Consider the following 18,784-nt stretch of genomic DNA (forward strand, 5'->3'; position numbering starts at 1 on the left):
GTGTACGAACCGGTGAGGTGGGAGTGTGGCAGGCAGGACGGTGCCGGCACACCATCGGTGTGAATTCACGTGCAAGGGGTTTCTGGCTTCCGCCTGGGGACAGCGTGGGTCACACCAGCTGGCAGGCAGGACAGGTGGTGAGCATGTGAGCGCTGCCGATCCAGTCACGTACCCGATGGGGAGAGTTCCACAGGAGGTGGGGCCCACCCGGTGCAGGGCGTCAACATCGACACGGGAATCAGAGAGCTTCACGGGAATCAGAGAGCTTCACAGAAGGTGGGGCCCACCACTCTCGACCATCTCAGGGTTGACGCGTCGGCAGCTGCCCCACACATGGTGGGGTGTACCGAAGGCGATCGCGATGACTCGTGTCATGGTGCCAGCAACCCCACAGGTGGTGGGGCACACCATGCCACCAAGGCTGAGCCGCATGTTCGACGCTCAACATCTGCGCGCATCAAGACGATTTTGTTTTTCCTCGAGAGGTGTGTATTGTTTTCCGAGTCCTTGCGGGGTTGTCCGGGTTTCTGGGTGGTTTTGTGGGGGTGTGGTTTTGCCTTTCTTCTTTGGGTTGGCCATGGATATGGTGTGTCTGCAGTGTGTAGCCGCTTAGGTCCGGGTTTGACTTGGGGATTGTTGATGGGTAGAGTCAGGTGGGCTGCCTGAGGGTGGCTGGCTGCGTCGAGTGGTCTGGATTGGTTTCTGGGTTGTTTGGTGTGGTGGCTGGTGATGTGAGCCGGGGTTGATTTCGGTGATCTGATCTGGTAAGCTTGGTCGAGTCGCCGTGAGGCGGTTTGCCGGTCTGGATGGTCGTGTGGTTGTCCGGGGCTGGGATCCGGGTTTGACATTCGGGTTTCGGTCTGGTAGACTTGATCGGGTGCCCCAAGGGGTTGTCGGGAGACGGTTCCGCGGGTCGCGTGTGATGCTTGAGAACTCAACAGCGTGTCTTTCATAGTCAATAGATGCACTTTTGTGTGTCGTTTTAATTATGATTCCTTTGATTGATTCAAATGGACGGATTGACGTTTTTCGTTGGTTGTTTGTTTGGGTTAGTGTTTTGGATTCTTCATGTTGACACCGTTGCCCTGTGCCTTTTGGGTGTGGGGTTGGTGATATTTTTTCATTGGAGAGTTTGATCCTGGCTCAGGACGAACGCTGGCGGCGTGCTTAACACATGCAAGTCGTACGGTAAGGCCCTTTCGGGGGTACACGAGTGGCGAACGGGTGAGTAACACGTGAGTAACCTGCCCACAACTTTGGGATAACGCTAGGAAACTGGTGCTAATACTGGATATGTGCTCCTGCTGCATGGTGGGGGTTGGAAAGCTCCGGCGGTTGTGGATGGACTCGCGGCCTATCAGCTTGTTGGTGGGGTAGTGGCCTACCAAGGCGGCGACGGGTAGCCGGCCTGAGAGGGTGACCGGCCACATTGGGACTGAGATACGGCCCAGACTCCTACGGGAGGCAGCAGTGGGGAATATTGCACAATGGGCGCAAGCCTGATGCAGCAACGCCGCGTGCGGGATGACGGCCTTCGGGTTGTAAACCGCTTTCAGCAGGGACGAAGCTTTTTGTGACGGTACCTGCAGAAGAAGCACCGGCTAACTACGTGCCAGCAGCCGCGGTGATACGTAGGGTGCGAGCGTTGTCCGGATTTATTGGGCGTAAAGGGCTCGTAGGCGGTTGATCGCGTCGGAAGTGGAAACTTGATGCTTAACGTTGAGCGTGCTTTCGATACGGGTTGACTTGAGGAAGGTAGGGGAGAATGGAATTCCTGGTGGAGCGGTGGAATGCGCAGATATCAGGAGGAACACCAGTGGCGAAGGCGGTTCTCTGGACCTTTCCTGACGCTGAGGAGCGAAAGCGTGGGGAGCGAACAGGCTTAGATACCCTGGTAGTCCACGCTGTAAACGGTGGGTACTAGGTGTGGGGTCCATTCCACGGATTCTGTGCCGTAGCTAACGCATTAAGTACCCCGCCTGGGGAGTACGGCCGCAAGGCTAAAACTCAAAGGAATTGACGGGGCCCCGCACAAGCGGCGGAGCATGCGGATTAATTCGATGCAACGCGAAGAACCTTACCTGGGTTTGACATGGATCGGGAGCTTCCAGAGATGGTTGTGCCTCTTTTGGGGTCGGTTCACAGGTGGTGCATGGCTGTCGTCAGCTCGTGTCGTGAGATGTTGGGTTAAGTCCCGCAACGAGCGCAACCCTCGTCCACTGTTGCCAGCAATTCGGTTGGGGACTCAGTGGAGACCGCCGGGGTCAACTCGGAGGAAGGTGGGGATGACGTCAAGTCATCATGCCCCTTATGTCCAGGGCTTCACGCATGCTACAATGGCCGGTACAGTGAGTTGCGACATCGTAAGGTGGAGCGAATCTCAAAAAGCCGGTCTCAGTTCGGATTGGGGTCTGCAACTCGACCTCATGAAGTCGGAGTCGCTAGTAATCGCAGATCAGCAACGCTGCGGTGAATACGTTCCCGGGGCTTGTACACACCGCCCGTCAAGTCATGAAAGTCGGTAACACTCGAAGCCGGTGGCCTAACACTTTTTGTGGGGGAGCTGTCGAAGGTGGGACTGGTGATTAGGACTAAGTCGTAACAAGGTAGCCGTACCGGAAGGTGCGGCTGGATCACCTCCTTTCTAAGGAGCAAGTGGCGCACTGTTGTGTGTTCTTGTTGTGGAATGTTGGCTGTGGTCACCGTTTGTGGTGGGGCACGTTGTTGGGGTTCTGGGGTATCACGCCGGCTGGTGTGGTTTCCTGGATGTGCGAACGCCGTGGCTGCATGCGTTGGTGTGTGGTGGGTGTCTCGTGTGGTGGTTGAGAACTGCATAGTGGATGCGAGCATTTTTGTTTTGTGATTTTGTTGTTTGTTGTGTGACAAGCTACTAAGTGCGATCGGTGGATGCCTTGGCACCAAGAGCCGATGAAGGACGTTGTAACCTGCGATAAGCCCTGGGGAGTTGGTAAACGAGCTGTGATCCGGGGATGTCCGAATGGGGAAACCTTGAATGTCCGGAGTCATGTCCGGTGACCCTGCCCTGAATGTATAGGGGTGTGGGAGGTAACGCGGGGAAGTGAAACATCTCAGTACCCGTAGGAAGAGAAAACAATTGTGATTCCGTGAGTAGTGGCGAGCGAAAGCGGATGTGGCCAAACCGTGTGTGTGTTCAAGCCGGCAGGCGTTGCATGTGCGGGGTTGTGGGGGCCTGTGTGATCCTGCTGCCGTGGGATCGGCTTGCATGTGGTGTGAAGTTGAATCGTCTGGGAAGGCGGACCGTAGTGGGTGAGAGTCCCGTAGACGTGAGTGTCATGTGTGGTTTCAGGTTGCCCCAAGTAGCGCGGTACTCGTGGAATGTCGCGTGAATCTGGCGGGACCACCCGTTAAGCCTAAATACTTCTTGGTGACCGATAGTGTATCAGTACCGTGAGGGAATGGTGAAAAGTACCCCGGGAGGGGAGTGAAATAGTACCTGAAACCGGTCGCATACAAGCCGTCGGAGCCTTGTGGGGTGACGGCGTGCCTATTGAAAAATGAGCCTGCGAGTTAGTGGTATGTGGCGAGGTTAACCTGTGTGGGGTAGTCGTAGCGAAAGCGAGTCCGATAAGGGCGTCAGTCGCATGCTCTAGACCCGAAGCGGTGTGATCTATCCATGGCCAGGATGAAGCGTCGGTAAGACGTCGTGGAGGTCCGAACCCACTTCAGTTGAAAATGGAGGGGATGAGCTGTGGATAGGGGTGAAAGGCCAATCAAACACCGTGATAGCTGGTTCTCCCCGAAATGCATTTAGGTGCAGCGTTGTGTGGTTCGTGTCGGAGGTAGAGCACTGGATGGTCTAGGGGGCCTATCAGCTTACCGAAACCAGCCAAACTCCGAATGCCGGCACGTGGAGCGCAGCAGTGAGACGGCGGGGGATAAGCTTCGTCGTCGAGAGGGAAACAGCCCAGATCATCAGCTAAGGCCCCTAAGTGATAGCTAAGTGGAAAAGGATGTGGAGTTGCGTAGACAACCAGGAGGTTGGCTTGGAAGCAGCCATCCTTGAAAGAGTGCGTAATAGCTCACTGGTCAAGTGATTCCGCGCCGACAATGTAGCGGGGCTCAAGTTATCCGCCGAAGCTGTGGCAACTTTTTTTGAGTTGGGTAGGGGAGCGTCGTGTTCGTGGTGAAGCAGCCTGGTGATGGGTTGTGGAGTGGATGCGAGTGAGAATGCAGGCATGAGTAGCGAATGACGGGTGGGAAACCCGTCCGCCGAATATCCAAGGGTTCCAGGGTCAAGTTAATCTGCCCTGGGTGAGTCGGGACCTAAGGCGAGGCCGACAGGCGTAGTCGATGGACGACCAGTTGATATTCTGGTACCGGTGTAGCACCGTCCGTGTCGAGGTGTGTGATGCTAAGCGTGCGAGTGTCCTGGTGATCCCTTCGGGGTGATCTTGTGGCGTGAGTGTGTGAACCGATCATGTAGTAGACAAGCTGCGGAGGGACACAGTGAGGTAGCTCGTCCCCGGCGATGGTTGTCCGGGGCTAAATGTGTGGACTGTCTGGTAGGTAAATCCGTCAGGCGTTGTGTTGAGGCATGATGGCGAGCCATGTTTGTGTGGTGAGCGAGTGATCCTGTGCTGTCGAGAAAAGCTTCGTGAGCGAGGTGTGAGCCGCCCGTACCCTAAACCGACACTGGTGGATTGGTAGAGTATACCGAGGCGATCGAGAGAATCATGGTGAAGGAACTCGGCAAAATGCCCCCGTAACTTTGGAAGAAGGGGGACCTGAGCTGTTGCCGCCACGTGCTGGTGGTTGCGGTGAGGGGCGCAGAGAATTGGGGGAAGCGACTGTTTACCAAAAACACAGGTCCGTGCGAAGTCGTAAGACGATGTATACGGACTGACTCCTGCCCGGTGCTGGAAGGTTAAGGGGAACTGTTAGCTTTGGCGACGCGGTGAACTTAAGCCCCAGTAAACGGCGGTGGTAACTATAACCATCCTAAGGTAGCGAAATTCCTTGTCGGGTAAGTTCCGACCTGCACGAATGGAGTAACGACTTCCCTACTGTCTCCACCATGAACTCGGTGAAATTGCATTACGAGTAAAGATGCTCGTTACGCGCAGCAGGACGGAAAGACCCCGGGACCTTCACTATAGTTTGGTATTGGTGATCGGTTCGACTTGTGCAGGATAGGTGGGAGACTGTGAAGCTGTCACGCTAGTGGTGGTGGAGTCGTTGGTGAAATACCACTCTGGTCGTTCTGGTTATCTAACGTTGGGCCATGATCTGGTTCACGGACAGTGCCTGATGGGTAGTTTGACTGGGGCGGTCGCCTCCTAAAAGGTAACGGAGGCGCCCAAAGGTTCCCTCATCCTGGTTGGTAATCAGGTGTCGAGTGTAAGTGCACAAGGGAGCTTGACTGTGAGACAGACATGTCGAGCAGGGACGAAAGTCGGGACTAGTGATCTGACGGTGGCTTGTGGAAGTGCCGTCACTCAACGGATAAAAGGTACCCCGGGGATAACAGGCTGATCTTGCCCGAGCGCTCACAGCGACGGCATGGTTTGGCACCTCGATGTCGGCTCGTCGCATCCTGGGGCTGGAGTCGGTCCCAAGGGTTGGGCTGTTCGCCCATTAAAGCGGCACGCGAGCTGGGTTCAGAACGTCGTGAGACAGTTCGGTCCCTATCCGCTGCGCGCGTAGGAATCTTGAGAAGAGCTGTCCTTAGTACGAGAGGACCGGGACGGACTGACCTCTGGTGTGCCAGTTGTACTGCCAAGTGCATGGCTGGTTGGCTACGTCGGGTTGTGATAACCGCTGAAAGCATCTAAGCGGGAAGCACGCTTCGAGATGAGGGTTCCCGCAGATGAATCTGGTAAGACTTCCGGTAGACGACCGGGTTGATAGGCTGGATGTGGAAGCACTGTAAGGTGTGGAGCTGACCAGTACTAATAAGTCGAGGGCTTGTTACACAACAACTTCTTGTTGATCGAAACAGTTTTTCTGTGTGTTCGTATCCACTATGTGGCTCCCTTCCACCACCCGAGACAGGTGGTGTGGAAGACACCCTGAGTGTTGGGTGTGTGGCATGTTCAGGGTGTGTGCCCTGTGGATGTTTCGGTGGTTATAGCGTAAGGGAAACACCCGGTCCCATTCCGAACCCGGTCGTTAAGCCTTACCACGCTGATGGTACTGCCAGAGGGATCTGGTGGGAGAGTAGGACACTGCCGGACTTTATATATTGTTTGTGGTTCTCAGCTTGTATGGCTGAGAGCCACAAAACCACAAACACATGTCTGGATGCTTTTTGTCGAGTGGCCCCGGTGGGGATTCTCACTGCCACTGAGACAGTGATGCGTACCCCATGGCGTGACCGAGCGCTGCCCCCGTTTTGGTGACACCAGTCATGGGTGATTCTGCGATCTGGTTCTGCTGATTGTCGTGTATGGCCAGGCGGGTGATGCCCGGCAGTGCTCCATTGGGTTTCACCATGCCCTGTTCATCGCGATGTGAACAGCTGACGAGCAAATGGAAATTGTGCCAGATCAGCCGTCGCGCCTGACGTTCATTGGCAGACGTGCAGATAGGTGATGTCCGTTTTCCCTTCCGAAACAGGTGAGAAACCACCTTCGGCAAGGAATCTCTGTAGCCCTGGAGCGTCTCTTCGTGCTGCTGCACTGATGGAGTTCACACCATGTCGTTGTGCAAGGGCCAGGAAGGCGTTTCGAAGGTATGCCCCACGTCCCCTGCCTTGGTACTCGGGGACGAGGGCCAGGGACAATTCTGGGATGGTGGGGGAGACGAAGCCGCGCGACTGGTCGGACGGTGTGAACTGTCGCAACCATGCTGCTCCGATTCGGGCATCGGCGTCCATGCAGATCACACCCAGCTGATCTGGTGACCAGCCATCCACGTAACAGGCGATACGTGGATCGGCACGACATTCCTCCAGCGTTCTCGGTTGTCCCGGCTCCCCGGCAATCAGGCGGAGCATGTGGGCTAGAAAACCCATGTCTGTGGGAGTGGCTGGTCGAATCGTTGCCATGATCCCCAGATTACTGCTGGTTCTGTTCCACATTGGGTGCCAACGCCGTAGGATCGAGCTGTGAAACCTCTACGTATGACATTGGGTATCCTCGGGGCCGCCCTTGCCGGTTTTGGTATCTACTTCATGCTCAAGCTGTCCTGGGACATGAACAAGATCATGGGTGCCGCAAACGCTGCCAAGACCATTGACAACCTCTCCAACCCCATGCCGCGTATCTGGATTGCTGCTGGTCTCGGTCTGGGCGTCGGTCTGCTGTTCGGCCTGGCCATCGGCCTTCCCGGGCGCACTGCTCGCAATGTTCGTCGGGACACCCTGCGCGAGGCCGCAGATCAGCGCGAAGCTGCCATCCGGGAGAATGCCATCAGCCGTGGTGGTTCTGCTGGGGAACAGTCGCTGGCAGATCGTGCTGCTGCATCTCCAGCCACCGCTGACGGACACGCTTCTCCTGATGACGTGGGTACGGATGGGCATGCTGGCACTGCTGGTGGGCCCGGCCCTGAGCATGGGGAATGACCGTGAGCCTGCGTACCGCTGAGTGGATCCTCGTCACCTCCTATGACTCCTATGGCCAAGCACAGAGCAGCGTTGAACGGCTGGTGAGCGTCAGCGACACCAGTATTGGGTTCTGGCTGCCCGACGACACTGGTGCGCGCGACCGCTTCGTCACGGACGGGGTGGTGAGCGTGCGAGAGTGCGACAAACGAGGACGGCCCGTGGAGACGGAACCTGTGCTGGAGGGGCGAGTACGTGTCCTTTCCGAGGGCTCCCTCTTCGACGAGGTCAGGAAGGCCATCCACGAGAAGTACGCCCTCGAAGCCGGATGGGCTGGTCTCGTCGACAAGACCAAGGAACTGTTCCGCTCCAAAACCCCCGAGTGCGTCGTTCTCATCAACGTCATTGGTTGACACGGAACTCACTGATCTGGTCCGACGTCATGGCCTGCGGGACGGGCACCGGCGTCGGGTCGAACTGTCCTTGGCCCCGCTCCATGCCAGGACAACTGGTATGGCCCGTCAGGGTCTGTACCTGTCATGCAGCGCATTGTCGCTGGCAAGGGCTGCTGTCTTCAGCAAGGTCTGCTCCAGCCGGAGGCGCTAAGGGGTACGCCGGATCCCATCTGTTTCACGAACGCGATGGGTGGGCACGGACGGGACGGGTGGTCCAGACGCGCGATCCGCAAGAGCAGTGAGTCAGTCCCCGCTCAGACAGACTCCAGTGGCGTGAACCGGGCAGTACCCGTTGGGATTGGCGTCGAGGTACTGCTGGTGCTCTGCCTCAGCCAGATGGAACTCATGGTCGAGCTGCATGTCGATCGTCGTCGTGATCGCGCCGTGACCCGCATGGAGTAGTTGACTCTGGAACTGCCCACGTAGTGCGATGGCACGGAGGTATTGCTGTGCGGTGGTGCACCAGATCGCGGAACGGTACTGGGTCCCCACATCGTTACCCTGACGCATCCCCTGCGTGGGATCATGGTTCTCGTAGAACAGTCGGAGGATCTCGTCGATGGCGATGCTATCGGGGTCGTAACTCACCCGGACGGTCTCGGCATGCCCCGTCTGCCCGGTGCACACCTCGCGATAGGTGGGGTGGGGAGTGGATCCTCCCATGAATCCCACCGCAGTCTGCAGCACACCGTCAGCCTGCCAGAACAGCTTTTCAGCTCCCCAGAAGCACCCCATCGCCAAGTAGATCGTCTCGCCCTGCTCGAAATGACGATCCAATCGGTCCCCGAACACTCGATGGAAGAACGGCATGTCCAAGACGGGAGTGTCACGGCCGGGCAAGGGGCGGGTCGGGAGAGCATTGCTCTGGTCAGTGCGGGAAATGTCTGGCATGGTCCCTCCAAGGGGTGGGGTGGTGAGTCCGGTCAGAAATGCGACAGATCCCAGTCGATGGGGTCCGCTCCCTGACGTTCCAGCAGCTCGTTCGTGCGACTGAACGGTCGCGAACCGAGAAATCCGTAGCGTGCCGACATGGGGGAGGGATGTGAGGACTTCACGATCGGGATGCCGCCGAGCATCGGCTCCAGGGACTGCGCGTCGCGTCCCCACAAGATCGCCACCAGAGGGCCACCGCGATGGGCGAGGGCGTCGATGGCGCAGGCCGTGACGTCCTCCCACCCCTTGCCGCGATGCGACGCCGGATGACCAGGCTGCACGGTGAGGCACCTGTTGAGTAGCAGGACCCCCTGATTGAACCATCCCGACAGATCCCCGTGCTCACACGGTGCAATTCCCAGGTCGTCGTACAACTCGGTGTAGATGTTCTGCAACGAGCGCGGGAGCGGGCGCACATGGCGGTCCACCGAGAAACTCAGCCCCACTGGATGGCCCACCGTCGGGTATGGATCCTGGCCGACGATGAGAACCCGTACCTGCGACATGGGCAGGGTGAACGCACGCAGTACGGCATCCCCGGCGGGAAGGTAGCTGCGCCCCTCGGCCATCTCGTGACGCAGAAAATCCCCCATCCGGTGAATCTGAGGCTCCACTGGCTCCAAGGCAGCCGCCCAGTCCGGGCTGATGAGTTCCGTGAGTGGTTTGGGAGTCATGATCCTCCGCGGGAAGTGGAGCCCGAGTACGGGCTGAAGGTGGGGCGACGGCGGATTGCGTCACGCACAACGCTACCGCTGCATGATCCATACAACCACCGACCGGCACTCGACACGTGAGGGATTCAAGCCCGGGCTGACGGCGTCACGACCTCATGAGTCTCATGGGTGCCTCTCCCGGTGGTGATCGGCCCAGGTGTCGAGGCATCGTCGCCCCGAATGCCGCGCAGAGTTGCCCGGGGCCATACATTTGGAGTCATGAGCTCTGACATTCCCGCGATCCTTGCCGACCTGGCTGCTGGACGCATCACGGCAATCCAGGCAGAACGGCTCCTCGAGGAGGCGGAGGCGAACGGTACTGATGTACGGCCGTCCCAGGTGGGCGGACGGCAATCGCGACCCGACGACTCGGAGCCTTCGGACGAGGGTGGCCGATGTGGGTGCCGATTCAGCACGGCTGATGCAGACCCCGCGGATTCGACGTCACGTCCAGCTCGGCATGCCCAGACCGGGTCGGCGTCGGCAGGCGAGGGCGCGGGAGCCTCCTACACCGGCGGTCTTCGTGCTGGTGAGACCCGTGTCGGGGGATCCGCTGCCGACGAGCAGGGTGCCGGAGAGTCATGCGCTGAGAAGCCAAGCGTGGGGGATGAAGCCCCCGATGTGCAGTCTCGTGAATCCGACCCATCTCGTCGCCACAGCGCCAAGGTGACAAGGGACGAGGCACACGTCAGGCAGGCCCCCGGAGAATCTGGTGACAAGGACTCGCCCGGCTCCAGTACCACGACGTGTCAAGAGGAACGTGATTCCTGGGCCGCTGCTGGGCAGGATTACCACATGCACGGCTCTGACGGGAGCACTCACGACAGGACGGTCCACGACGAGGGCTCGGCCGGGCACCCGAACCCCAGCAGTTCTGATTCGGGGAGTGAAGACGGTTCCGATGCTCCCGGTGCCGGTGCATTCGATGCTCGGTCTGCGTGGTCAGCGGCCCGCCAGGTTCTGGGAGACGGGTGGGCCAAGGTGCCGTCGGAGGCCCGTCAGGGATTGACGAACATGTGGCACAAGGTGTCCTCGGCCGGTGGACCGGACGCTTCCGAGGGCACTGCCTGGTCCAGCCGGGAAAACGCACCGCGACAGACGTCCACCAGCTCGCCAGTTGCCGATCAGGTGAGCATCCAGGCCACCGGACGACGTGTCCGACTCATCGCTGACCCCTCGGTTGCCAGTGTCACGGTTGAGGGAGAGCACACCCGGCGCCGACGGGGAACGACGATCCAGATCATCTGCGAAGGGCATCTCGCCCCCGATCTGTCGGGGCTGCTTCGTCTCAAGATGCCGCGTACCACCGAGGACCTCAAGGACTTGGGACTGGGCCGGGAAATCGTCATTCGTGTCAACCCCCAGCTGGCAGTCGACGTCGAGGTGTCCGGTGGTGCGCTGCGCAGCGAGGGAATCGAGGAGTTGGGGACCCTGCGTACCACGGCCTGCGCTGCCCAGCTGGCTGACGTGCGCCACATCCGTAGCGGTCTGGTCCAGGCTGGGTCCACGACCGTTCGGGGAAGCTTCGACACCGGGCATTCCCAGATCCGCGTCGAGTCGGGCAATCTCACCGTTCAACTCACCGAGGACGCCAATGTTGCGGTACGCGCCACCAGCCACAACGGCATCGTGTCCTGGCCCGAGCCCGGCGACACCGATGAGTACGTGGTCGGCAATGGCTCGGCGCGGCTGGATCTCTCCGTACTCGTGGGGCACATCGCCGTACGCCACGGTTGAGACGCCGACGGCCGTGGAGTACGAAACCCCACGGCCACTGCAACTGATTTTTCACGACCCCCTGGCCGATGCTCCCCGTCTCAGTCGGAGGGCATCGCAAGGTCGGAATCTCAGGAGGAGAATCCCTCCACCGAGAGGATCTTCACCTCGATCGTCTTGCCATTGGGAGCCTTGTAGCTGACGGTCTCGCCCGTGTGGTGGCCCACCACGGCACCACCGAGAGGCGCCTGCGGGGAGTAGACGGAAACGTCCACCGAGTCGTCGATACCCATGACCTCGCGCGAACCCAGCAGGAAGGTCTCGGTGTCGTCCTCGTCGCCGAAGTAGGCCACCGTCACCTTGGAACCGGGGACGACCTCGTCGGTGGTGGACGGGGCCTCGCCCACCTTGGCCTCCCGGAGCATCTGCTCCAGCTGGCGGATGCGCGCCTCGGCCTGGCCCTGTTCCTCACGTGCGGCGTGGTATCCGCCATTCTCGGACAGGTCACCCTCGGCGCGTGCCTCGGCGATCTTGTTGGCAATCGTGGTGCGGCCCTCGCCCTTGAGGTAGTCGAGCTCCTCGCGGAGCTTGTCATATGCCTCTTGGGTCAGCCACACAGTGCTCTCAGACTCAGACATTGCTCAATACTATCGCGCTTGACGTCATCTTCCACATGGTCAGTGCTGACGCCGACCCACGGATCGGCGAAAGTGCTGGGGGTCAGCGTCCGTAGCGTCGCTCCCGTTGCGTGAAGGAGCGCAGTGCACGCAGGAAGTCGACCTTGCGGAAATCTGGCCACAGGGCCTCGCAGAAGTAGAACTCCGAGTGTGCCGACTGCCACATGAGGAACCCGGAGAGTCGCTGCTCCCCGGAGGTGCGAATGATGAGATCGGGGTCGGGCTGGCCACGGGTGTAGAGGTGCTCGGAGATCTGGTCCATGTCGACGGTCTGCGACAGTTCGCGCAGGCTCGTGCCCTTGTCGGCCTCCTCAGCCAGCAGGGAGCGCACGGCGTCGCGCAACTCGTGTCGTCCACCATAGGCAATGGCCACGTTGATGTGCATGCCGGTGTGGTCAGCAGTGCGCTCGGTCGCCGTGCACAGGGTGGAGCGCATCTCGTCGGGGAGCAGCCCGAGATCACCCACCGTCTGTACTCGCCAGTGAGGGTGGCGGGACAAGGTGACGACCAGTTCCTCGATGACCTTGAGGAGCTCCTCCAACTCTCCGGTCCTGGCTCGCTGCAGGTTGTCGGTGGACAACACCCACAAGGTGACGATGGGGATGCCCACCTCGTCGCACCAGGAGCAGAACTGGGTGAGCTTGTCGGCCCCAGCCTCGTAACCGGCCACCAGCGGTTGCCCGGGGGCGTTGAGTCGGGCCCACCGCCGATTGCCGTCGGCGAGCACCGCAACATGCTGCGGCAGACGAGAACGATCGAGCTGGGCGAGCAGACGTCCCTCATAGGTGCTGTACAGAAGCCCGGAGGGGTGCATGCGGTCGATGATTTCCGACAACCGCGTCGCGTAGTGCTCGACTTTGCCCATGGCACAAAGCCTAGCGACTCTGCCAAGGCCTGGTCGTCGTCCCCGAGGTGCTCCCGTTCTCCCAGGATCGCTCCCGCTTCGTAGAACGGGTGTCACACACAAGTTACCGAGCGGTAGGTTGGGAGGCGACACCGCGAGAGGACTGATCCCACATGGTCACTGGCCGCCAGACACCCCCGAAGGACGATGCAGCAATGTCCGAGGCCGCTGCACAGACCCGACAAACTGCGAAGTGCCCGGCGTCCACCAGCGGGAAGCCACTGTGGCGCGGCTGGATCCACACCGTCATGGTGCCTGTCATGGTGCTTGGCGGGCTCGGGCTCATGATCGCGGCCGACCACTGGGGTGATCGACTCGCCCTGGCCGTGTGGACTCTCACCGGACTCATGCTCTTTGGTAATTCCGCTGCCTACCACCGTGGCCGGTGGAGCATGCGAACCAAGTCCGTGTTGCAGCGGATCGACCATGCCAACATCGCGGTGTTCATTGCTGGTACCTACACGCCTCTGGCGGTGTCGATGAGCCATGGATCGTCCCGAGTGGTGCTGCTGGCGATCATCTGGGCCTGCGCACTCATCGGGGTGGGGTTGAGGTTTTGGTGGAGCTCGGTGCCACGGTGGGTCTCGACTGCTCTCTACGTCGTCATGGGGTGGACGGCTCTGTGGTGGCTGCCGCAGTTCTGGCGTACCGGTGGGCCGGTAGTCGTCATCCTCATCCTGGTTGGTGGCGTCTTCTACACCATTGGTGCCGTGTGTTACGCGCGTAGGAGGCCCAATCCTTCGCCACGTTTTGGTTTCCACGAGGTGTTCCATGCTGGTACCGCCGTGGGGGCCATCTGCCACGGAATCGCCATCGGCCTGGCGGTGCTCTGAGCTGTGCGGGCCAGCGCTGGGCGCCCTGGGTGCGGTCTCGACGTCTGGGAATCGTGCCGGGCAGGACGTGCCGGGTATGGGCCTGGGGGGAAGGGAAGCCGAGGCAAGAAGGTCGAGGCATGGTTGGGCAGCTGATGTGGCGGCGTCAGATGTCGTCCAGATGGCCACAAGGTGAAATCTGTCTGAAGTTCGCCAAGCTCATGCCGCTACTGGTGTCGCCCTCATAAGTTGGATGCAGGACCGCTTGCGGCACCTCGTGGTTCTTCTCCGCAGGCGGCGCCGATGAACATGCAGGAGGCCCACCTTGTCCAGCAATTCTCAGCCGTGTGCCCGCACCGAGATCCCCTCTCCGATGCCGGGACGGCGAACCTACGTCGTCGACACCTCGGTACTGCTGTCCGATCCCAAGGCGATGTTGCGGTTCGCCGAGCACCTCGTCGTCCTGCCGATCGTCGTCATCACCGAGCTGGAGGGCAAGCGGCACCACCCCGAGCTCGGGCACCTGGCCCGGGCCGCCCTGCGACTGCTCGACGACCTGCGCATCCGCAACGGAGGACTCGACCACACGATCCCACTCAACGACGATGGCGGGCAGTTGTGGGTCGAGCTCAATCACTCCGAACCCTACGGGTTGCCGGACGGATTCCGGCTGGGCGACAACGACACCCGCATCCTCTCGGTGGCCGCGAACTATCGCGATGACGGTCACGACGTCGTGCTGGTGAGCAAGGATCTGCCACTGCGTGTCAAGGCCTCGGCCATCGGTCTGGCCGCCGAGGAGTACCGTCACGAGCTCGCCACCGAGGGTACGTGGACCGGGATGGCCACTCTCGACGTGTCCGACGAGGCCATCTCCTGGCTCTACGAACGCACCACCGTCGATCTGGACGAGGCCCACGACCTGCCGGTCAACACCGGACTGGTCCTGGAGGGCCCGACGAGCAGCGCCTTGGGCAGACGTACGGCCGACGGCAACGTCAAACTCGTACGACCGGACGCCCAGGCATTCGGTATCCACGGTCGCTCCGCCGAGCAGCGCATCGCCCTGGACCTGCTGCTCGACGAGAGTGTCGGCATCGTGTCCCTGGGTGGACGAGCAGGTACCGGGAAATCCGCGCTGGCGTTGGCAGCGGGTCTGGAACTTGCCCTGGAACAGGAACGGTACAAGAAGGTCATCGTGTTCCGACCGATCTACGCGGTCGGTGGTCAGGATCTCGGGTACCTGCCCGGTTCCGAGGGGGAGAAGATGGCTCCCTGGGGGCAGGCCGTCCTGGACACCCTGTCGTCACTGACGAACAACTACGTCATCGACGAGGTCGTCCAGCGTGGACTGCTCGAGGTGCTACCCCTCACCCACATTCGCGGCCGCTCCCTGCACGATGCCTTCGTCATCGTCGACGAGGCCCAGTCTCTGGAACGCAATGTGCTGCTCACCGTGCTCTCCCGCATCGGCCAGAACTCCCGCGTGGTGCTCACCCACGACGTCGCCCAGCGCGACAACCTGCGAGTGGGGCGCTACGACGGGGTTGCGGCGGTCGTTGAGCGGCTGCGAGGAAACGACCTGTTCGGGCATGTGACATTGGTGCGCTCCGAGCGCTCCCAGATCGCCGCCCTGGTCACCTCGATGATGGAGGACATGGTGTGACGAGGTGACGGGCCCGGCCGTCGTCAGGTGCGGGGATCGGCCTGGTCGTCGGAGGTGGTTCGGGTCTCCTCTGCTCCGGCTGCCTCGGTGACCTGGATTTCCGCGAATCGGCGTCTGGCGCCATCCAGGTGGGCTCGGCAGATGGTGGCCAGGTGTTCGCCGCGTTCCCACAGCTGCATCGTTCGGGACAGGTCGGCACCGCCGTCCTCCAGGCTGTGAACGATGGAGATGAGCTCGTCGCGGGCCTGTTCGTAGCTGAGATCCTCGTCGGAGTCGGTTGGGCCGCTGGGCGGCTCATCGTTGCCCAGCTGCTCGGTGGCGTTCTGGTTGGCCAGGGTGGTCTGATCCGTGGCGGCATTTCGATCCGTTGCGCTGTCGCGGTCTTCGGGGAGGGGTGCGTCGGTCATGACTGCTCCTTGTCGGGTGCGGTGGTGGGTGACGTTGACGACGGGGTTGGTCGTAGGGCGTTGACGGTGACATCGAGTTCGCCATCGGCAAGACGCACGAACATGGCGTCGGCCGGGTGGACGTCGGACACACTGGTCCGAACCTCCCCGGAAGGGCTCGTGAGGACCGCGTAGCCCCGGTCGAGGGTTGCCTTGGGAGAGAGGGATCGCACCTGGGCGATGAGATGATCGAGTTCCTGGCTGCGCCCGGTGAGGTGACGGTCGACCTGTACGCGCAGTAGACGGTGCATGGTCTCGATCCGTTCGGCCTCCAGCGCAAGACTGGCAGCGGGGTTGCGCATCACTGGACGGCTCATGAGATTGCTCAGGGTGGTCTCCTCGGCCCTCAGCCGGGAGTCAATGAGCTGACGGATCCGGGCCAGGGTCTGGCTCACCCCGTCGCGTTCCTGGGCAGCATCGGGAACGATGCGTTTCCCCGCGTCGGTGGGGGTGGAGGCGCGCAGATCGGCGACGAGGTCCACGATCGGGGTGTCGGCCTCATGGCCGATCGCCGAGACCACCGGGGTGGTGGCGGCATGCACCGCGCGCACCAGGGACTCATCGGAGAAGGCCAGCAGATCCTCCAACGACCCGCCGCCCCGGGCCAGGACAATGACGTCGACGCTGGGATCGGCATCCAGATCGGCCAGGGCCGTGACGATCTGCCCGACGGCGTGCGGACCCTGCACCAAGGTGTTGCGTATGACGAATCGCACGGCAGGCCAGCGCAGCCGGGCATTGCGGACGACGTCCTTCTGCGCGTCGGAGTCCGCCCCGGTGATGAGCCCCACGCCCTGCGGCAGCAGCGGCAGGGGCTTGCGCAGCTCGGGACGAAATAGCCCTTCGGCCTCCAACTGACGGCGTCGCTTCTCCAGCTGGGCGAGCAGCTGGCCTTGACCAGTGGGGCGAATCTCGGCGATGACGAACGACAGCCGACCACTCTTGCGCCACACCGTGGGGTGGATGAGTGCGAACACCGTCATACCGGCCTCCACCGGGCCCGCTGCGTCGAGCACGTGGCGTGGGCAGGTGGCGGTGGCCGAGACTTCCTCGGTGACGTCGTGCAGGGTGAGGAACTGTTGATAGCCCGAGCGGCGTTTGAGTTCGATGATCTGCGCCTCGACCCAGATGCTCGAGCATCGTTCCACCCAGTCGCGCACCGAGTTGACGACCCACGACAGGGAGACTGCCGCGTCTGGACTGGACGTGGCGGTGGAGGTATCCATGTCTGCCAGTAGACCACAGGACGTGGGGTCAGTGCAGGTGGTGGGTTCGTCTCGATGGAGCCCGGGTGCTTTGGGTCGGGGAGATGGCGCCGAGGTGATGTGGATCGGGGCAGTGGTGTCAGGTGATGCGGATCTGGGCAGTGCGCCAGTGCTCCTCGCCGGTCCCGCGCCCCATGAATGTCAGCCCACCAGCCCGGCGGACCCATCCGCGTGCGCCGTCCCTTCGCCCCATGGATGTCAAAACGGAAATGTCAGCGGCCGCCGGGGCCACGCACCACCCCCATCCCATGGATGCCAAGGAGGGGTGCCCTGGAACCGGCGGCCGGCCACCCCTGGACGGGGCCGGGGAGTCGGTGTGAGGGTGTTGGTGAGGGCGGGCAGTGAGAAATGTCGTGACGTGCAGGAGAGCCGTATGACGTGATGGCCCGGCTCAGCTGCGCGTGAACCACCGTTGGGGTGCCTGGTGGTCTGGTATGGCCTCGTAAACTTGTGGTCATGGCTCACTCTGAGAAGACGCTTCTGCTCGCGGCACCGCGTGGATACTGCGCTGGTGTGGACCGAGCGGTCGTCACCGTCGAACGTGCCCTGCAGACGTACGGCGAACCGGTGTACGTGCGTAAACAGATCGTCCACAACAAGCACGTCGTGGAGAACCTGGAGGAGCGTGGCGCCGTCTTCGTCGACGACCTCGACCAGGTCCCGGACGGCTCCTTGGTGATCTTCTCGGCACACGGCGTCTCCCCGCAGGTGCAGCAGGAGGCCAAACGGCGCGGTCTGCGTACCATCGACGCCACCTGCCCGCTGGTCACCAAGGTGCATCACGAGGCACGCCGGTTCGCCCAGGACGGCACGAGGATCTTGCTCATCGGCCATGCCGGCCACGAGGAGGTGGAGGGTACCACGGGTGAGGCACCCGACCACATCACCCTGGTCCAGACCCCTGAGGACGTCGACGCCCTGAGCCTGGACCCCGACGAGCCGATCGCCTGGCTCTCCCAGACCACCCTCAGCGTCGACGAGACGAGTGAGACGGTGCAGCGGATCCGCGAGGTGCACCCCCATCTCATCAATCCGCCCTCCGACGACATCTGTTACGCCACCCAGAATCGGCAGCACGCCGTCAAGCAGATGGCGCCCAAGTGTGACCTGGTGATCGTCGTCGGGTCACAGAACTCCTCCAACACCGGCCGTCTCGTCGAGGTCGCCGTGGAGTCCGGGGCCGGAGCGGCGTATCGCGTCGACAACGCCTCCGAGATCGACCCCGCGTGGTTGCAGGATGTTGCCACCGTCGGCGTCGCCTCTGGGGCCTCGGTACCCGAGGAGTTGGTGCAGGGCGTCCTGGAACTCTTGGAGTCCCAGGGTTGGCCACCGGCGGTGGAGGAGACCCTCATTGAGGAATCCCTGTCGTTCGCCCTGCCTCCCCAGCTGCGTCAGCGACGGGTGAAGTCTGCCCAGGACAGGTGAAGCCTGCCCAGGACGGGTGGACCCTGCCCAGACCGAGTGAATCAGAATAGTGAACCAGAACGACGTGAGCGCCCAGCCAACAGCTGACGTGAGATCCAGCCAACAGTTCCTGGGGCTCAGACTCTCCGGCACGGCCCCGGGCAGCCTTGCCTCGCCCCCGGACAGCTCAGTCCGCTCGGGCAGCCCTGCCTCGCCCCGGACCGCCCTGCCTCGCCACCTGCCGACAGAGATCCCACTATGAGCGCACTGC

The 18,784-nt window shown here is 61.5% G+C and carries 13 protein-coding genes and 3 rRNA genes; 9 read left to right on the forward strand and 7 right to left on the reverse strand.

Annotated elements, in window-relative coordinates; all coding sequences use genetic code 11:
- The first annotated feature begins 1,120 nt into the window (after positions 1 to 1,120).
- The 3 genes from ACP8JZ_RS02215 (at position 1,121) to rrf (ending at position 6,215) form a co-directional block, all read left to right on the forward strand.
- Positions 1,121 to 2,644, forward strand: a 16S ribosomal RNA gene (locus ACP8JZ_RS02215).
- A 236-nt stretch (positions 2,645 to 2,880) separates the two neighbouring features.
- Positions 2,881 to 5,954: ribosomal RNA gene (locus ACP8JZ_RS02220) — 23S ribosomal RNA — on the forward strand.
- A 144-nt stretch (positions 5,955 to 6,098) separates the two neighbouring features.
- Positions 6,099 to 6,215, forward strand: a 5S ribosomal RNA gene (gene rrf, locus ACP8JZ_RS02225).
- The 16S, 23S and 5S rRNA genes sit together here, the layout of an rRNA operon.
- Before the next feature lie 332 nt (positions 6,216 to 6,547).
- Here rrf and ACP8JZ_RS02230 read toward each other — a convergent pair.
- Positions 6,548 to 6,976 (reverse strand): GNAT family N-acetyltransferase, encoded by a 429-nt coding sequence (locus ACP8JZ_RS02230; RefSeq protein ID WP_484484261.1) that lies wholly within the window; start codon positions 6,974 to 6,976, stop codon positions 6,548 to 6,550.
- A gap of 126 nt (positions 6,977 to 7,102) precedes the next feature.
- On the opposite strand from ACP8JZ_RS02230, the gene ACP8JZ_RS02235 reads away from it, so the two are divergent.
- Both ACP8JZ_RS02235 and ACP8JZ_RS02240 read left to right on the forward strand, forming a co-directional pair.
- Positions 7,103 to 7,543, forward strand: coding sequence for a hypothetical protein (locus ACP8JZ_RS02235; protein ID WP_323461283.1), 441 nt, complete (start codon positions 7,103 to 7,105; stop codon positions 7,541 to 7,543).
- A gap of 2 nt (positions 7,544 to 7,545) precedes the next feature.
- Positions 7,546 to 7,935 (forward strand): hypothetical protein, encoded by a 390-nt coding sequence (locus ACP8JZ_RS02240; protein WP_306517786.1) that lies wholly within the window; start codon positions 7,546 to 7,548, stop codon positions 7,933 to 7,935.
- Positions 7,936 to 8,220: 285 nt separating this feature from the next.
- On the opposite strand, the gene msrA is transcribed toward ACP8JZ_RS02240, so the two are convergent.
- Positions 8,221 to 8,868 (reverse strand): peptide-methionine (S)-S-oxide reductase MsrA, encoded by a 648-nt coding sequence (msrA, locus tag ACP8JZ_RS02245; protein ID WP_371415920.1) that lies wholly within the window; start codon positions 8,866 to 8,868, stop codon positions 8,221 to 8,223.
- A gap of 32 nt (positions 8,869 to 8,900) precedes the next feature.
- The gene (locus ACP8JZ_RS02250) at positions 8,901 to 9,584 is read right to left on the reverse strand and encodes a uracil-DNA glycosylase (RefSeq protein ID WP_021104587.1); all 684 of its coding nucleotides are present in this window, start codon (positions 9,582 to 9,584) and stop codon (positions 8,901 to 8,903) included.
- A 258-nt stretch (positions 9,585 to 9,842) separates the two neighbouring features.
- Here ACP8JZ_RS02250 and ACP8JZ_RS02255 point away from each other — a divergent pair, with 258 nt between their 5' ends.
- Positions 9,843 to 11,360, forward strand: coding sequence for a hypothetical protein (locus ACP8JZ_RS02255; protein ID WP_484482630.1), 1,518 nt, complete (start codon positions 9,843 to 9,845; stop codon positions 11,358 to 11,360).
- Between the two features lie 110 nt (positions 11,361 to 11,470).
- Here the strand turns inward: ACP8JZ_RS02255 and greA are convergent, their stop codons facing one another.
- On the reverse strand, positions 11,471 to 11,977 hold the full coding sequence (greA, locus tag ACP8JZ_RS02260; RefSeq protein WP_286320880.1) for a transcription elongation factor GreA: 507 nt from the start codon (positions 11,975 to 11,977) through the stop codon (positions 11,471 to 11,473).
- Between the two features lie 82 nt (positions 11,978 to 12,059).
- The gene (locus ACP8JZ_RS02265; protein WP_023035059.1) at positions 12,060 to 12,881 is read right to left on the reverse strand and encodes an isoprenyl transferase; all 822 of its coding nucleotides are present in this window, start codon (positions 12,879 to 12,881) and stop codon (positions 12,060 to 12,062) included.
- Positions 12,882 to 13,075: 194 nt separating this feature from the next.
- On the opposite strand from ACP8JZ_RS02265, the gene trhA reads away from it, so the two are divergent.
- Both trhA and phoH2 read left to right on the forward strand, forming a co-directional pair.
- Positions 13,076 to 13,753 (forward strand): PAQR family membrane homeostasis protein TrhA, encoded by a 678-nt coding sequence (trhA, locus tag ACP8JZ_RS02270; protein WP_306517784.1) that lies wholly within the window; start codon positions 13,076 to 13,078, stop codon positions 13,751 to 13,753.
- Between the two features lie 352 nt (positions 13,754 to 14,105).
- Complete coding sequence (gene phoH2, locus ACP8JZ_RS02275; protein ID WP_306517789.1) at positions 14,106 to 15,398, forward strand: RNA 5'-3' helicase PhoH2; 1,293 nt, start codon at positions 14,106 to 14,108, stop codon at positions 15,396 to 15,398.
- Positions 15,399 to 15,421: 23 nt separating this feature from the next.
- On the opposite strand, the gene ACP8JZ_RS02280 is transcribed toward phoH2, so the two are convergent.
- Entirely contained in the window at positions 15,422 to 15,805 is a 384-nt protein-coding gene (locus ACP8JZ_RS02280) for an exodeoxyribonuclease VII small subunit (RefSeq protein ID WP_410172909.1), read from the reverse strand.
- Positions 15,802 to 17,070: an exodeoxyribonuclease VII large subunit gene (xseA, locus tag ACP8JZ_RS02285; protein WP_484482631.1), complete on the reverse strand. Its 1,269-nt coding sequence runs from the start codon at positions 17,068 to 17,070 to the stop codon at positions 15,802 to 15,804. The genes ACP8JZ_RS02280 and xseA overlap by 4 nt, the downstream gene beginning before the upstream one ends.
- Before the next feature lie 495 nt (positions 17,071 to 17,565).
- Between xseA and ACP8JZ_RS02290 the strand changes: the two genes are divergently transcribed.
- Positions 17,566 to 18,534 (forward strand): 4-hydroxy-3-methylbut-2-enyl diphosphate reductase, encoded by a 969-nt coding sequence (locus ACP8JZ_RS02290; RefSeq protein ID WP_306517781.1) that lies wholly within the window; start codon positions 17,566 to 17,568, stop codon positions 18,532 to 18,534.
- Positions 18,535 to 18,784: the final 250 nt, after the last annotated feature.

The organism is Cutibacterium sp. LaCa_286, from assembly GCF_057198075.1.

What these genes read in the sequence shown, in the direction of transcription:
- ACP8JZ_RS02230 (WP_484484261.1), bottom strand. Translation starts at nt 6,976, where the DNA reads ATGCTCCGCCTGATTGCCGGGGAGCCGGGACAACCGAGAACGCTGGAG.
- ACP8JZ_RS02235 (WP_323461283.1), top strand. Translation starts at nt 7,103, where the DNA reads ATGACATTGGGTATCCTCGGGGCCGCCCTTGCCGGTTTTGGTATCTAC.
- msrA (WP_371415920.1), bottom strand. Translation starts at nt 8,868, where the DNA reads ATGCCAGACATTTCCCGCACTGACCAGAGCAATGCTCTCCCGACCCGC.
- ACP8JZ_RS02250 (WP_021104587.1), bottom strand. Translation starts at nt 9,584, where the DNA reads ATGACTCCCAAACCACTCACGGAACTCATCAGCCCGGACTGGGCGGCT.
- ACP8JZ_RS02255 (WP_484482630.1), top strand. Translation starts at nt 9,843, where the DNA reads ATGAGCTCTGACATTCCCGCGATCCTTGCCGACCTGGCTGCTGGACGC.
- greA (WP_286320880.1), bottom strand. Translation starts at nt 11,977, where the DNA reads ATGTCTGAGTCTGAGAGCACTGTGTGGCTGACCCAAGAGGCATATGAC.
- ACP8JZ_RS02265 (WP_023035059.1), bottom strand. Translation starts at nt 12,881, where the DNA reads ATGGGCAAAGTCGAGCACTACGCGACGCGGTTGTCGGAAATCATCGAC.
- trhA (WP_306517784.1), top strand. Translation starts at nt 13,076, where the DNA reads ATGTCCGAGGCCGCTGCACAGACCCGACAAACTGCGAAGTGCCCGGCG.
- phoH2 (WP_306517789.1), top strand. Translation starts at nt 14,106, where the DNA reads ATGCCGGGACGGCGAACCTACGTCGTCGACACCTCGGTACTGCTGTCC.
- ACP8JZ_RS02280 (WP_410172909.1), bottom strand. Translation starts at nt 15,805, where the DNA reads ATGACCGACGCACCCCTCCCCGAAGACCGCGACAGCGCAACGGATCGA.
- xseA (WP_484482631.1), bottom strand. Translation starts at nt 17,070, where the DNA reads ATGGATACCTCCACCGCCACGTCCAGTCCAGACGCGGCAGTCTCCCTG.
- ACP8JZ_RS02290 (WP_306517781.1), top strand. Translation starts at nt 17,566, where the DNA reads ATGGCTCACTCTGAGAAGACGCTTCTGCTCGCGGCACCGCGTGGATAC.